The 17,211-nt window shown below is 40.5% G+C and carries 7 protein-coding genes; 1 reads left to right on the top strand and 6 read right to left on the bottom strand.

Annotated features, from left to right (window positions below; all coding sequences use genetic code 11):
- Window positions 1–226: 226 nt before the first annotated feature.
- The 6 genes from H592_RS0113620 to H592_RS22375 form a co-directional block, all read right to left on the bottom strand.
- Window positions 227–2,011 (bottom strand): GGDEF/EAL domain-containing response regulator, encoded by a 1,785-nt coding sequence (locus H592_RS0113620; protein WP_028869251.1) that lies wholly within the window; start codon window positions 2,009–2,011, stop codon window positions 227–229.
- A 37-nt stretch (window positions 2,012–2,048) separates the two neighbouring features.
- On the bottom strand, window positions 2,049–5,036 hold the full coding sequence (locus H592_RS23315) for an ATP-binding protein (RefSeq protein WP_028869252.1): 2,988 nt from the start codon (window positions 5,034–5,036) through the stop codon (window positions 2,049–2,051).
- A gap of 68 nt (window positions 5,037–5,104) precedes the next feature.
- On the bottom strand, window positions 5,105–9,349 hold the full coding sequence (locus H592_RS23320; RefSeq protein ID WP_156916125.1) for a putative Ig domain-containing protein: 4,245 nt from the start codon (window positions 9,347–9,349) through the stop codon (window positions 5,105–5,107).
- Between the two features lie 8 nt (window positions 9,350–9,357).
- Entirely contained in the window at window positions 9,358–10,830 is a 1,473-nt protein-coding gene (locus H592_RS22365) for an ISKra4 family transposase (RefSeq protein WP_051369142.1), read from the bottom strand.
- A 126-nt stretch (window positions 10,831–10,956) separates the two neighbouring features.
- Complete coding sequence (locus H592_RS22370) at window positions 10,957–15,969, bottom strand: DUF4347 domain-containing protein (RefSeq protein ID WP_037071855.1); 5,013 nt, start codon at window positions 15,967–15,969, stop codon at window positions 10,957–10,959.
- A 61-nt stretch (window positions 15,970–16,030) separates the two neighbouring features.
- Window positions 16,031–16,837 (bottom strand): efflux RND transporter periplasmic adaptor subunit, encoded by an 807-nt coding sequence (locus tag H592_RS22375; RefSeq protein ID WP_084296287.1) that lies wholly within the window; start codon window positions 16,835–16,837, stop codon window positions 16,031–16,033.
- 176 nt (window positions 16,838–17,013) lie between these two features.
- Here H592_RS22375 and H592_RS22380 point away from each other — a divergent pair.
- A partial coding sequence (locus H592_RS22380; RefSeq protein ID WP_037071914.1) for a transposase family protein occupies window positions 17,014–17,211 on the top strand: 198 nt, incomplete at its 3' end.

Raw genomic sequence — 17,211 nt, forward strand, 5'->3', positions numbered from 1 at the left:
TGAAGTAACTAAATAGCTAATTAAGAGCCTAAACCCCTAAATAACTAGGTGACTGAGCGGATAAGTGTGCGGTTACGTAGTTAACCGGCAATATGTAATACTAGATAATAATAAAAGTGCCACTATAAGCTTTAAAATAAGCGCTTTGAACTAACGATTTAACAACCACCTTGACTCACTGATTACATAACTAAGTATTTAATACTACATAACAGAATACTTAAAGTTACATGGATTTATTTTTAGTAAGCACATACTGTTCAAATTCATCTGCAGGTAGCGGTTTACTAAAATAAAAACCTTGTATCACATCACATCCAATTCCCTTAAGAAATTCTAACTGCTCACTATTTTCGATGCCTTCTGCAACAACAGATAATTCGAGACTATGTGCCATGGCAACAATCGCTCTAACAATGGCACAGTCATCTCGCTTCTCAGGGACATCGATGATAAATGCCCGATCCACTTTTAGCTCATTTAAAGGGAAGCGTTTTAAGTAACTTAATGAAGAGTAACCAGTACCAAAATCATCAATGGATAACAACGGCCCTTGTTTTCTAATTTCTTTCATTACCTCAATAGCACGTTCTTCATCGCCCATTAACATACCTTCAGTAATTTCTATAATAAGATACTGCATATCCATACCTGAAGAAATTGCAGCTTCCATGGTATTTTCAATATGCTTTGCATTAAACTGTTGAGGCGATACATTGACTGATATTGTAAAGTGCCCTAGACCTTGATCTTGCCACTCTTTATTTTGTCGACAGGCTTCATGAATAACCCATTCACCGATCGCAGGAATTAGGCCAGATTTCTCTGCAATTTCAATAAAGTAAAAAGGAGATAACAAACCTTTTACTGGATGTTGCCAGCGCACCAATGCTTCCATTCCTGTAACGAGAGCGGTTTGTGTATTTATTTTTGGTTGATAATGAACAACAAACTCTTCTTTTTCAATCGCTCGCCTAAGCTCAGACTCTATCAGTAAACGTTCCTTAGCTTTGTTATTAATATCTTTTGAATAAAATTGGTAATTATCTCGTCCTTTATGCTTAGCGTACTCAGTAGCCGCACTCGTATTCTTCATCAAAGTATCTGCCGTTTCTGCATCATTGGGATAAACAGCAATACCAATACTAGCCGTCACAAAGATATCATGGCCATTGATAAAAAAGACGTCTTTCATGACCTCCAATAAGCGCTTCGCAATATAAGCTGCATCTTCAGCGACTGAGCCACCTGGTAACAATAAGGTAAACTCATCGCCACTAATTCGCGCCATATTCTGCCATAAGTCATCCCGCCCAGTATGACTAATAACGTCACTAAACCGAACTGCACCCGATAACCTATCAGCAACCTGCTGCAGTAATAAATCACCTGATTTTGGCCCTAAAGTATCATTAATTTCTTTAAAACGATCCACACTTAAATTCATCACGGCTACTGAATGCTTGTAGCGAATAGCATTCATTAAAGCCCAATCTAAACGGTCCATAAATCGTGCGCGATTAGGTAAACCCGTTAACGTATCATAAAATGCGAGCTGATCTTGATATGCCTTTACAGTCAGAGTGTTACGCAAACGTAACCCTAACTCACTAGCATCGACTGGTTTTGCTAAAAAATCCGTAGCTCCCAACTCAAGCGCTTTTAACTTTGTTGCCGCATCAGATGCAGAGGTCAGGACAATAACGGGGATACGTTTCAATAAATCATGGGCACGCACTTCTTTTAAAATATCAAACCCATTCACAATCGGCATTTTAAGGTCAAGCAATAAAATATCAGGTTGATCGAGTTTCAACCGTTCCATTGCTAATGTTGAATCTTCAATATTAATAAAATTCTGATAGCCTTCATCTTCAAGAAAACTTTGTAGGATTTCCATCAAAATAGGCTCATCATCAACCATCATAATCACAGCATTTTTTAGCTGTGTATGAAGGTTATCAACGCAAGCGCTTGGCTTACCGAGTTTATCTGTACTCAGATTGTTCAATTTTTTCCCCTAAGCTTATTTTGCCCATGCCTAACAACTACTTAAAAATTTCACGAGTATTATTTTTATCGGGTGTATCGGACAAGTCTATGTTATTTGCCATCTGCCTTATCGCTTCAAGTAAATGCTTTGCATTATCGGTATTATTTTCATTTGCCGATGCTTCAAGTTTTATTGCAGGTTCGGTAAAATCATGAAAGCCTATCGTACCCGCGGAGCCCTTAAGCCAGTGTGCTAAATCAGCTAGTGTTGCAAAATCTTCCTGACTTAATGAATCATTCATCAATATAATCTTTTCATCTAGTCTCAATACAAACTTTTCAGCAATCGGCTTTAATTTAGGTGTACTCGCTAGTAGCGTTGACCGGATTACTGCTCCAGAAAATATTGTATCCTGTTCGATAGCTAGTTGCTCAGTTTCTTGCTTAATCTTTTCTTCCGTAAGTGTTTCTAGCTTAACTGTTTCTTGCTTAATAGTTTGGTGATCATTACTGATTTCTATACGTGAAATTAAATCTTTAATTTCTTCGACTTTTTTATCTATAGCGGCTCGATCTTTTGCTATTGCATAGGTCTCTAGCGATTCTGCTGGCTCAGTAAAATCATGAAAACCGACAGAACCTGCTGAGCCTTTTAACCAATGAGCTAAGTCAGCTAATTGTTCATAATTAGCAATTGAAGCAGCTTGCTCTATGAGGATAAACTGTTCATGTAAACGAAGAATGAAACGTTCTATCAAGCTTTGATATTTCTTAGCACCACTAGGTAAAGATGAATAAATAGCAGGTTTAGGAGCTTTGCTGATTTGCTTTTTATCGTTCACCGCTTCTTCTACCATCAGTGATGTTTTACTTACTTCTATTGCTTCGTGCGTAGTGGTTGCAATTTTTCCACCCAACTCATTTGCTAAGCATTTAAGTAATTTATCAATATCGATTGGTTTAGTCATATAACCTGAATAGCCGGCAGCTAAACACTGACTTTCAACTCCCTTCATCGCATGAGCGGTCAAAGCGATAACAGGAATGGTAATACCATTTTCACGCATCAAACGAACTGCAGTGTAACCATCCATTAAAGGCATCTGAACATCCATTAAAATAAGATCATAAGACCTAGCTAATGCCATATCTAGACCTTGCTTACCATTCACTCCAGTCTCAATACTCAAGCCGGCATCACTCAATACTACTTCTAGTAAATCTCTATTTTCATCACCATCATCAATTACTAAGATATTAGCTTCAGGGAAAACCCAGGTAATTTGCTGTTCAGAAACATTGGATGTTACTTCTTGCATTACTTCAGTTGCAGAAAGTAGCTTTGCTTGAGGTGCTGCTTCAACTTCAATATCAACGATAAAACAACTACCTTTACCCGTTTCACTGGTCACCATAATGTCACCACCCAAAGCTTCAGCAAAACGTTTACTAATAGTGAGACCCAAACCGGTACCGCCAAAACGTCGAGTTATCGAACTATCTGCTTGCACAAAAGGTTTAAAAATCGTTTCAGCTTGGTCTTGTGTCATCCCAATGCCGGTATCTGACACCTCAATAACCAACCTCGATTTATTCTTTTCTGACTGATATCGCGTTGTCAGTTTAACACTACCTATTTCAGTAAATTTTATCGAGTTACCCACTAAGTTCGTTAATATTTGTCTAATTTTACCCGCATCTGTTAACACAAGATCCGGCATACTATCAATAGCGATAAATTCAAGACTGATACCTTTTTCTTTCGCTTTTACCCCCATCACTTTCACTACTTCCTGAACGATTTGATGCGCGGCACAAGGTAAGGTTTCAATTTCAATTTTTCCCGCTTCAACCTTTGATAAATCTAAAATATCATTAATCAAACCCAGTAGGTGTTTACCGCTAGAAGCAATCGTCCCTAAGTAACGTTTACTTTCCACAGGGTCATTACCATGACCACGCATAAGTACTTCAGTAAAACCTAGAATAGCATTCATTGGTGTACGTATTTCGTGACTCATATTGGATAAAAAATCACTTTTTGCACGGTTTGCCGTTTCTGCTTCTTCCTTAGAGCGACGTAACTCAATCTCTTTTTCTTCTAACGCAGTAATATCATCAAAGCTCACCATCATACCGGCTACTTTGCCATTTTGGCCCAATACAGGCGAACAGTTAACCATGAAGGTATATCGCGTATTCTCATCTATTTCCAAATACAACATATGGCTCATTTGTAACGAACTAGATGCTAAGGCGATTTCCCATGGATACTTTTGTTGAACATTTAAAAGAGTATTTTTCTCCCTGTTAAGATCTGTCACTTGATTCCAGGAAAACTTTCCGATACTTCGCCCCATTAATGCTTCCGGTGTTTCGCCGACTAAAACAGAAAAGGCTTCATTTGCTAAAACAATATTTTGTTTAGTATCGAGTACTAATAATCCCTCGGCCATGGTATCTAATGCAGAACGCACTCGGCCAGGAATTGCTTGTGAAGGGTCCAGCTGTTTAAGCACTTTTCCTAAGTAGAATTTGAAAAAAATAAAACTAAAAAAGGAAACAAACATAATAAACTGAGCTAAAGGCTCAAAGAAAAAAGCGAACAGGCCCGGATGCTTTAAAGGCTTAAATCTAAGCTCAATATGCCCCCATTGTGTATTACCTTCCCATATTGGCACCACTAGCTGTGATTCAGTAGATGTCCCTTCTTCCATCGGCAACCATTGAGACTCATGCTCTCCAATAATAGCAACAGCCTTGCCTTCCAGAGGTTTAACGGCAGCAGACAAGATTTCATCATTTCGAGAGACTAAAATATTTAAGTTAGCTTCCATTCGACGAATATCACGTCGAGTAATAAAAACCGAGCTATTAACAGCGACTATTTCAGCAATTGCAGCTCTGCCCGCTAATATCGCTCCATACCTGTCCGGGAATAATCCTAGAAAAGAAGCGCCGATGCTAACGCAGACCACTATACTGACGAGCCCTAATGCGATTCGAGTCTTTGCACTTTGTCCTTTAAATATTCTACCTATCAAATTGCATTCCTTTAATTTATAACATCACGACAATAAGCTCGTTGTTTTATTCATTTTTATGACCGGCTCTATTCTTGCTCGGCTTCCGTACCATCAGCAACAATCGACTCTAAAGATTCACTATCTTCACCTAAAACACCTCTAGCTTGATTTAGCACCGGAAGCGGATCAACAAAGCGCCACACAGGTAAGGTTCCCATAACACTACCTAATAGCACCCCACTTCGTGCTAACCAAGCGACATATCCAGCAGAAACTCCCGCAGAAACAGCTAAAGTACTCCCAACGGTCGTTTTATTAAAAACAATATCGTGGTCAAGCTCTTGTCGCATCTCATTCAATCCGCTAATAAAATTATTTGTCTGTATTAACAAGAGAGGATCATCTTTCATTAAAAAACTATCAATATCACTTTGAAGCTGAGATTGTTGCTCCTCGATCGTATTTTTTTGCAATGTTTTCAATACAGTGGCGGTATTAATATTATTGGAGGTTTGATTTTTCTCCTCAAGAGAAGTATTAGCAGGGTTGATTACTTGCTGTTGTTCCTGAAATACATTTTGTTCAAGGTTTCTAATCTGTTCGGGCTCCCCACCTTGCAAGTCTTCTTCAGTGCTTTCTTCTATTTCCTCTTGTATTGCTTCTTCAACTCCTTCTTCTAGCGTTACTTCAAGCTCTGAAGCGTCTGGTTCTGACTCAATACTCTCGAGTGGAATAAAAATCGGGGCATCAACGACACTAACTCTTTCTTCAGTAATCTCTGTATTATCTACAATATCTACTTTTATGGTAGGTACTTTTTGAGGCTGGCTATTAACGCTCTCAAGCGTTCCTTGACTATCAATATAGCTCACATTGACTGAAATATTAGTACCGATGTCACCCGCTTGTAGCACATAAGTTGAAGTCGTGGCGGCAGGTATTTCATTACCATTTTGCAGCCACTGAAAAGCAAACTCACCAAGGCCATCTTCATCAGAAATTAATGAAGTATCTGCGACCAATACTTCACCATCACTTAAAGTACCAGTTACTACAACTTTACCGAGTGCAAGGTCATTAACATTAGTGACCAACAAATTAAAACTATCGACAGCATTTGAGCCTCCATTGCCATCACCAGCTATAACTTCAACCGTTATTGAACCGACATCAGCATTTAAAGGTGTTCCGGTAAAGGTACGCGTTGCCGTATCAAAACTTAACCAAGAGGGTAATGCTAAGCCATTAGTCAACTGTGCGCTATAGGTTAAGCTATCACCACTATCGACATCGCCAAATGTATTCGCTGCTAAGGTGAAATTGAACGCGCTATCTTCGATAGCTGATTGATCTGCTATTGCATTGTTTAAAGTGGGATCGTCATTGGTATTCGTGATCACCAGCTCAAAACTGGCAGTTGCAGGGATGCCACCTTGACCATCATCAGCAGTGACTTCAATGTTGATTGTTCCCACATCACTATTCAAAGGTGTGCCAGTAAATGTGCGAGTATTCGCATCAAAACTTAACCAAGTTGGTAATGCTGAACCAGTAGTCAACTCTGCACTGTAGGTTAAGCTATCACCACTATCGACATCGCCAAATGTAGTCGCTGCTAAGGTGAAATTGAACGCGCTATCTTCGATAGCTGATTGATCTGCTATTGCATTGTTTAAAGTGGGATCGTCATTGGTATTCGTGATCACCAGCTCAAAACTAGCAGTTGCAGGGATGCCACCTTGGCCATCATCAGCAGTAACTTCGATGTTGATCGTTCCTATATCCCCATTCAAAGGCGTTCCACTAAATGTGCGAGTATTTGCATCAAAACTTAACCACGAAGGTAGTGTATCGCCACTTAGTAATTGTACGCTGTAGTTTAAGCTATCACCGCTATCCACATCGCCAAATGTAGTCGCTGCTAAGGTGAAATTGAACCCATTACCTTCGGTTGCTGATTGATTTACTATTGCATTGTTTAAAGTGGGATCATCATTGGTATTCGTGATCACCAGCTCAAAGCGGTCTGTTGCAGGAATGCCGCCTTGGCCATCATCAGCAGTGACTTCAATGTTGATCGCCCCCACATCACCATTCAACGGAGTGCCGCTAAATGTGCGAGTATTCGCATCAAAACTTAACCACGAAGGTAATGCATCGCCACCTACTAATTGTGCACTGTAGGTTAAGCTATCACCGTTATCCACATCGCCAAATGTAGTCGCTGCTAAGGTGAAATTAAACGCGCTATCTTCGATAGTTGATTGATCTGCTATTGCATTGTTTAAAGTGGGATCGTCATTGGTATTCGTGATCACCAGCTCAAAACTGGCAGTTGCAGGGATGCCACCTTGTCCATCATCAGCAGTGACTTCGATATTGATCACCCCCACATCACCATTCAACGGTGTACCACTAAATGTGCGACTACTCGCATCAAAATTTAACCAAGTTGGTAACGGTATGCTTCCTACTAACTGTGCGCTATAAGTTAAACTTGCCCCATTATCAACATCATTAAAACTGTTTTCATTGAAGGTGAAATTAAACGTAGTATCCTCAATCGCCACTTGGTCTAGTAAAAGGTTATCTAATGTTGGGTCATCATTCACTGCGTTGACAACTAAGTTAATAATCCCATCACTCGGTCCAGCACCGAGTGCATCTTGTATATGTGTTGTCACATTAACATCGCGATCATTGTTTGTACTTGGGAGGAATTCAACATTGGCCAACGCGTCATTCACATCAGTTACTGAACCACTCACCGTCCATATACCCGATACACTGTTGTAAATGCTAGCTGAATTCCCAAACAGCCCTGTGCTCAATGAACCTGATGTGATATCCGATAAAACCAGTGTTGCGGTGATAGTCTCACCCATATCTACATCTGTTACCACGATATTATCGAAGGCAACACTGCTGTCTCCTTCATTATAACTTTTAACTTGGGTTTGATTAGTTGCAGTAGGCGCATCATTAATATTAATCACTTCTACTGTTTCAGCACTGGTTATACTTTCGTTAGTGCCTCGTGCATCAGTAAAACTGATCATGACACTTACCTTACTACCAATATCTTCCTCTGACAGGATAAAAGTATTACTCGTTTCACCACTAATATTGGTCCCATCTCTTAACCATTGATAATTGAATACACCGAGCCCATCTTGATCTGTGATGCTACTCGTATCAGCGGATAATAGATCCCCTTCGGCGGTGGTTCCACTAATAATGACACTGCCCACAGGAGCATCATTGACATTATTTGTAGTCAAAGTAAAACTGTCGCTGGCGGTCGTACCTCCTTGTCCATCATCAGCACTAACTCTGATATCGAGACTACCAACGTTGTCGTTGAGTGGTGTGCCGCTGAAAGTACGTGTCTCACTATTGAACGTCAACCAACTTGGTAATGCATCTCCCCCCACAAGCTGTGCTGAATAAACTAACGAAGAGCCCGCTTCCAAGTCATTAAATGTATTGGCAGCAAAGGTAAAACTAAACACAGTATCTTCAGCACTAAACTGATCGGGTATTCCATATTCCAGTGTTGGGTCATCATTAATTGCGGTGACCATTAGGGCAATAGAGCCATCAGTTGGGCCAGCTGATGATGCATCTTCAATATGTGTTGTAATAGAAGTATCAATATCGTAATGACTTGACGGGGTAAAAGCGGTAGCAGCTAATGCCGCATTAACGTCACCCACAGTCCCTGTTACCATCCACTCCCCCGTTATGGCATTGTATGAGCTCGTCGCAGCGCCAAATACTCCCGTCGTCAGTACACCTGCATTAGGATCTATTAAGGTTAGATTTGCAGTGATAATATCGCCAAGATCGACGTCACTCACCACAATATCGTTTAAAGCAACATTAATGTCACCTTCAGTATAGCTTTGTACTTGATTCATTTGCGTTGCAGTGGCTGCATCATTAACATTAACCACCGCAGCAGTGGCAGTACTGGTCACGCTTTCTGTTGTCCCTTCAGGCAGTCCATTATCCAAGTAACTCACGACAACGGTCATGATTTTATCAACATCATTATTTCCGAGCGTATAACTGACATCGTTAGCACCCGCAATATTGATGCTATTACGTTGCCATTGATAACTAAAAGTACCTAATCCATCTACATCAGCCAATGTTGAGGTATCTGCAATAAGGCTTTCACCTTGTCGCACGAGACCATTTATAACAATATTACCGGTCGGCATATAATTAGTACCAGTAACCGTGGCAGTCGCTTCACTGCTAACCACCTCTGCGCTACCATTTAAATCGCTATGGGTGTAGTTCCTTTGAATCGACGCTTTTTTCAATAAAACAGCTATCCATAGATCCTTTGCCTCGATTGCTTTTTGTGGAAAACCCAATAGTCATTAAAGTCACCACTTGATTTTAATGACCGTAATTTCAATATTGCTTCTGCTCCCTTTAAACTCCAACGGGCACCTGTAATATCTAACCTGTCATTTATAAGGTGTCGGCAAGCCCCTTCAATGACGCCGCTCGCGATAGGGTAGCCTTTTTTTAATGCTTCTCCATATTGTAAACGAAGCTTGTTTTTGAGTAGGTAATCTGCACATTTATTAATATTATCGCGCTTGGTTAACCCCTGCTTTGTTGCACTAATACGCATTCCTTTTGCCACTTGATTACTGTGACCATGAAGTATCTTTAGCGCTCTTTTCTCTACCCATGCTTCAACTTTATCATCGCCTTTTTCATAAAAGCACCACGCCGCTTTCCATACGTATTCAAGTACATGGATAAAGTCCATGACAATGGTGGCTTTGACGTTATGTTTTTTCATGACGCGATTGATTAACCTTATCTGATGAGGATGACCGTCAACCAATACGATCCATTGCCGTTGTTGGGTTGGATCGCGCTGTAAAGCTTCTAGAAATCCAGCTTCAATAACTGATTCTGCACTGTTTTCAATACTGGCCCACACGCGCTTATTGCGCTTTGCAACGTTGAGATGCTGAACGTTACCCCCTTCACTTTCAATTTTCATAATTGATTCTGGCGTTCGAATATGAGGCAGAGCCGTGTAAACCGCTGCAACTTGCGCCATACGTTTTCTATCTTTTTTCTCCCCTGCGCTTAGCCTACTATTCAGTTTTTTGGATTTTAGAGCGGCTTTTTGGGTACATTCACGAAGACCTTCTGGTCGCATTACAACGCCTTTTCCATCGAATGTTAACACCAATAAATTATCGGATTGCTCTGCGCTCGAGTAACGATTTTGTAGGTAAAAATCATCGAAATCCTGCGCGACATCTAGAGCTAATTTAAGGCTTTGCCGCTTTTGTATATAACCACCCGTAGTCCGATTAATTGATTCAACAGCCTCATCATAGGACGATTTTCTTGCTTCAATCGCCACTCTATGGCGTATACCATCAGAGTATTGATCTGAAGGTAAATTTAGCTGACCATCTAATGGGAAAACACTTTTTTGTAAACGTTGGCTGTAGCTTTTACGCTTTACAATAACATCTCCAAAGAGTGTTGTTAGTTTTCGCTTGGTGCCGTGTTTGGTGTGGGTAAGATGTATTCCTTCATCTGTATGAGCGTCAGAAAGTGATTTTTCATTTGCCGCTTTTAGATCGAGATAACCTTGAAACAAGCAGCGTAAAATTTCAAATCCTTCATTTTGAATATACTGCTCAATGTCGCCATGCTCATTATCTCGGAAATTATCAGATTGTAGCTGCTCAATCATGTGATCAATCTGTTTAGTTGCATCAGAAAAGAATGAAAAATCAGGGGTATTCAAGTAAGCTAGATTCATAGAAGGCCTTTTGGTGCTCTTTGTGTTGCGTAGTAACTACATAACTAACACAAAAAGGTTCTTCTTTCTTCTATAAAATTCTATAACCACCTGAAATCAAATAGATCTTCCGTCGATTCAAAAGATCTACACCCAATCGCTATAACGCGCAACGACATTAATAGTTTGGTTATCATCATCAACAGTAATGGTATAGGTATTAGCCGTTGCTCCTACTATGTCAACACCATTACGCTGCCATTGATAGCTAATTGCCCCTAAACCATCATCATCAAGTAAGTCATTATTAACCGTTAACGTATTACCAACAGTCGTTGTACCAGTGATTGAAATAGATCCGATAGGCAGGTCATTAATATTAGCAACCGCAAGGGTTGACTCACTGGTGATGTTTTCTAATGTACCTTGCGCATCGGTATAGCTCACTCGATATGAAATAACGGCACCAACGTCGGCATCCCCCAACGTATAAGTACTAACAGTTGCACCACTGATAGCCACACTATCCCGTAACCATTGATAACTAAATGCCCCTAACCCATCATCATCAGCTAACGAATCGGTATTGATTGTGAGTACTTGGTCTTCTACCGCAGAGCCAGTGATGGTAAGGATACCGGTCGGTAAATCATTACTGCTGGCAATGACTAAATTAAAATTATCTGTGGCTGGAGTACCACCATGACCATCGTTAGCAATCACTTCGATAGAAAGTGTGCCAATATCATCATTACTCGGTGTCCCGCTAAACGTCCGTGTATTTGAATCAAAACTTAACCAAGTGGGTAAAGCCGCTCCGCCTACTAATTGAGTTGAATAACTGATACTGTCTCCGCTATCAACATCACTGAAAGTATTTGCTACAAAAGTAAAGGTGAATGGCGAGTCTTCAATTGCAACCTGATCGTTAATATCATTATCAAGGCTTGGATCATCATTACTATTTGTCACTATGATATCAAAGCTTTCTGTTGCAGGCGTACCGCCATTGCCATCATCAGCAATCACCTCAACCGAAACCGTTCCTACATCATCATTCAGTGGTGTACCGCTAAATGTACGAGAACTCGCATTAAATGTTAACCAGCTTGGTAGTACACCTCCTCCCAACAATTGCGCACTATAAGTGAGGTTGTTATCGGTATCAATATCATTAAAAGTATTGGCAGCAAAAACAAAGTTGAACAAACTATCTTCGGTAACAGTTTGGTCAGTAATACTACTCACCAATGTAGGATCATCGTTCTGAGGGGTTACTGTTAGTATGATCAAACCATCACTAGGGCCAGTCATCGCAACATTTTCAATATGGCTGACAATACTGGTATCAACATCATTATCGGTTGTTGGTATAAAAACAACAGCGGCTAACGCTGCATTGACATTACTAACCGAGCCCGTAACAGACCACACACCGGTACTACTGTTATAACTACTGGTTGCAGCACCAAAAGTACCGGTCGTTAAAACACCTGCCGCTACATTAGCTAAGGTTAAACTCGCAGTAACCGTATCATTACTATCAAGCTCGGTGATCACAATATCATCCAGCGCAACACTCGCATCGCCTTCCGTATAATTTTTTACTTGAGTAAGATTGGTGGCCGTGGGGGCATCATTTTGCACGTTAACATTGAGGCTAATGATACCATCTGCAGGGCCAGTCAAAGCCGAATCTTCGATATGAGTAATAAGGTGAGTATTAAGCTCATAATTTGCTGTTGGTGTGAGCGTCACGGCAGCTAAAGCGGCATTAACGTCACTAACCGAACCAGAAACGGTCCAAATACCTGAAGCGTTATTATAGGAACTAGTCGATGAACCAAAAGTACCTGTTGATAAGCTACCTGCATTAATATCAACAAGGGTCAATTGTGCCGAAACAACTTCGTTTGAATTGCTATCGGTAACCACAATATCATCTAAGTCGACACTGATTGCATCTTCATCGTAAGAAACAGTGCTTGTCATGTTAGTTGCAGTAGGTGCGGAGTTTGTAATTAAGGTCAATCCATTAATATCTCCAGAAAAAGATAGATCACTGCCATCAAATAATAATGTTGCAGAGGCATTAGTTGCTGAAGTTGCATCCAAAATAAAAACATCATTTTCAGTAACTGTTAATTCGTTATCACCCACTTCCTCGTCGTCATCATCGCCAATCGTTATAAGGATATTACCCGCATTCAAAGTAGTACCAGCGATCACTGTTGTTTTTTCAATCAGTTCTAGCCCATAAATTTTTTCTTCTATTCCAACGTCATCTCCATCTATAAATATCTCTACTGTTCCTGCAGTACTACTCCCCGTTCCAGTAATGACAGCATGGAAAATTTGATTATCAAAAACATTAGCCCCAAAAACGAGTGAAGTATTTTTTTGTTGAGTGTATAAAATATCACCAGCGTTTAACGTGGTTGTTCCTACAACGGTTTGTTGCTCAACTAAGGTCACGCCGTATAATTTTTTAGCCGCTAAACCCTCGATTAAAATACTGAATTCCCCGGCACTATAATCATTGAGCCCATTTGGTCGAAAAACAATTAAATCATTTTTCTTAACATCTAATCTATTCGTACTTTCTAACGTTTCATTATCATCAACCGAAAATAGAATATCACCTTTCTTAAGGTCAAAAGTAACGTCTGTACCAATGGTTATATCAACGGATACATAGTGCAACGCATTGATGTCGACTTGATCGTCACCACCAACACTTGAAGGATTAAAAGCATCAAAATCAATGGCAGCCGAAAGCGTGCCATCGGTAGTATCAGCAGGCGCGCCCTCAGGATCAAGTGTCAAGTTAGGATCTGCAATGCCCACAACCTGCCCCGATGTCCAATCGCTTAAGCCAGTCGTGTCGGAATCAGAAACATCATCCTTAGTGGTAAACCATAAAGCATTACCTTTAGCGATAGCATTTAAGCTGATTATACCGTCCGTTTGAGCGGAGACTTCTGCATCTTCAATATGAGTAGTAATGATTATAGTTTGTTCACTATTGATGGCAGGTGCAAAGCTGACAGCGGCCAGAGCAGCATTCACATCGCTGACAGAGCCAGACGCAGTCCAAACACCCGTACTACTATTATAGCTACTGCTCGTGGTTCCAAAAGTACCGGTAGTCAAAGTACCTGCGGATGTATTAGCCAGCGTTAACGTAGCCGTTACATTATCACCGGCATCCTGGTCAAAAATAACGATATCATCTAACGCAACAAGCGCAGTGCCTTCAATATAATTGACAGTTTGTGTGAGATTAGTAGCTTCAGGTATATTATTTAAAGAATGAGAAAATAACGATAATCCATTTATTTCCCCATCATTGCTAATTTGCAGATTGATGTCTGACCCATCAAATAGAATTTGTGCATCAACATCAGTATTTGGAATACTATCCTGCTCAGACTCATTAACCGTCAATGCAACAATATCAACTTGCTGAACATCAACGCTTGTGCCACCAGAAGAACCGACAGTAACAGGGTCATTAACCGTCACCAATATAGTGCCAGCAGCAACACTTTGCCCACCAATAACCATATCGGACTCAATCAACTCAAGCCCCTGAACTTGCTTATCGGAATCACTCAAATACTCACTGCCAGACAGTAGTTTTTGAAGGCCCACGGCATCAGTATAAGTAGAAATATCAGCCTGGACCGAAGTACCAGAGCGCGCTATAAGATAGGTTCCAGCCGTTAGTGTTGTACCATCACCAATCGTTGTGTCGCTTTCAACGATTGATACCGCATGGATATTCGAGAGTGTATTACCATCGGGTTCCAAAAAAGCATCTTTAAGCAAAAACTCAAAAGTGTAGGCTGAAGGGGTATAAACAAGAAGATCGTTGTTATTGACATCAATAGTCCCACCTCCCACCGTTTGAACTGACTTGTCTGGATTACCATTATCAGCACTGACTAATGAAACAACTATTTGCCCAACTTGGAGGTTATAACTTCCTGAAACACCGTTAACATAGGTATCAACAGTGACATCGGCACTAACATAATGCATCGCCATCAGGTTGGCAGGTAAAGTATTATCTTCCGTGTAGAAGGTACCATCGGTTTCCCCGGTTGTACCATCTCCTGATTCAAGTGTTAATGAGGGGTCAGAAAAAGATAAAATATCATGATTAACACCACCTCCACCATCACTTGATGCATTACCATTGGTGCTTAACCATAAACTGCCACTGGTCGCTAACACATGTTGCCATGCCCCCTGTGTATCTTGAGTGAATGCAATCTGAGTATTAATTTCACCGGTCTGATACTCAAGATCCCAATTTCCACCTAACTCACTTGAGCCTGTCGCATCAGTACTCGCGGCGACATCCGCGCCAGTGAGCTCAGCCAACGAATTAATTAATAGTTCGCCACTTAAATTACCCGCTAAATCACAGCCATAAATAAGGATGTCGGCATCTTCATCAAAAACACCTTGCCAAGTTTCAATTTGCTCTGAGTATTGGTCGAGGTTATCAGTACTTAACCAGCTACTGCCTAATTGAATCCCACCTTCATTACCATGGCTAATGACGTGCACCGCATCTAAATCACTATGCGTCGCTAACAAGTCAGTGATTTGTTGCACGCCATCCTGTTCTGCATCAAGCATATAAACTAAATAGTCACTGCCACTTTCCGTTGATATTCCCTCCATCAACTCTAGATAGTCAGGCGTTCGAGGATCAACAATAATTAACTCTAATGGTTGATCATTTGCTTGTGATGCGTTCACTGCAGCATCAGCCAGTAATTGTCCTAAATCATCACTGTCACTTTGTGCTTGCTGATCGGCAAAAAAAGTTGCTAACCCGTCCAAAGCAAAATTCGGAGAAGAGTTAGCAACGCTTGGCTCTTCACTTGAGGTGTTACTCGTCACTTGATTAATAAATTGACTAGTCCATTGATCTAATTCAGCTTGAGAGGTGAACTGTTCGTCATCCTGTTCAGTAGTAAATGAGGTACCATCAATCATTCCACCAACTAATTCAGCAGACAATAAAATTTTCGGCTCAAGTGCTTCAAGACTAAAAGGCGGCGTCACCTTTTTATTCTTTGTCAAAGCATGCTTTAAGTGAGTGGCTTTAAAAAAACTCAAGCAAATTGGTTTCAGCCAATTCATAGTCTACTTCCTGTAAAAATAGCGATACGACCAATGAGAGTTAACCGTAAACAATGCATCATTAGTTTGTACTTGCCACATCAACAGCGTTAAATTTCATCTCACACTTTAAACCAGCGGGGATTTTAAAATCGGGATTGGGTAATTCTAACCGAACCCCAAAAGTACGACTTGCAGCATCACCCATTCGATCTACGGCGACAACCTGTGCTTGTTTTGGATCATCTGAATATAATTCTGGATAAACTAAACCGACCATACCAATCTCTATTTTTCCAAATAATTCCATAGGTACAATGGCTTCAATCAGTAACGGGTCAAACTGTGCAATACGAACAATAGGGAGATCTTCCACATATTCACCTTCTGCCTTGAACTTCTGAATCACAAAACCATCAAATGGCGCGCGAATAGTTTTTTGTTTTACTTGTTCCTTGGCCCGTTGCAATTCAAGTTTTCGAACTTTTTTCATATCTTTTGCTTGTTGCACTTCCCAATTAGATAACTCAACTTCTCGATCGGCTTCATCTTTAATTTTGTAGGACACAACGTTACGTTCATACAGTTTGCCAATACGAGCTTGATATTTTTCATCAAAGGCCAGGTTTACTTTGCTTAAGTTAATTTCTGAGTCTATATCTGCACGGACTTTAGCTAAGGCTAATGAAGCTCGTTCAATGCCACTCTCCAAGGTAGCAATAACTTGCCCTTTCTTAACCCAGTCACTACGCTCAACTTTTACAGTATCAAGCACACCAGAAACAGCGCTACTCACATCTACAACTTTGTAAGGATTAATCACACAATCTACCGGTTGAAATTCCTCTGCAACGGCTAAATCAGCCGCGATAACAGAGGCAAAACCGATGACAACAAAGCGGACTGAAGCTCAGGGCTAAATCATGAAAAGCCTAAAAAATGAACAGCGTTTTTATAAAAATAAAGTGACAGATATCGCACGATCATTCTTATCACAATGATCGACTAGCAGATCACATTTAGCTGTGATCTTATGCTTCTCTTTGAGTTAGAGAGAAGTCACCAATGAATGGATTAACCTTGTTAGATCATATTTCAATAATCAGAGAGCATCGCCAAGAGTGGAAAGTTACGCATAAATTGCCTGAAATTTTGTTTCTAGCAATTACTGCAACCATTGCTGGTGCTGAAGGTTGGGACGAAATATCTGATTTTGGTGAAGATAATATAGAATGGTTACGTAAATTTTCTGACTATGAAAAT

The organism is Psychromonas arctica DSM 14288 (genome assembly GCF_000482725.1).
Taxonomy (GTDB): domain Bacteria; phylum Pseudomonadota; class Gammaproteobacteria; order Enterobacterales; family Psychromonadaceae; genus Psychromonas; species Psychromonas arctica.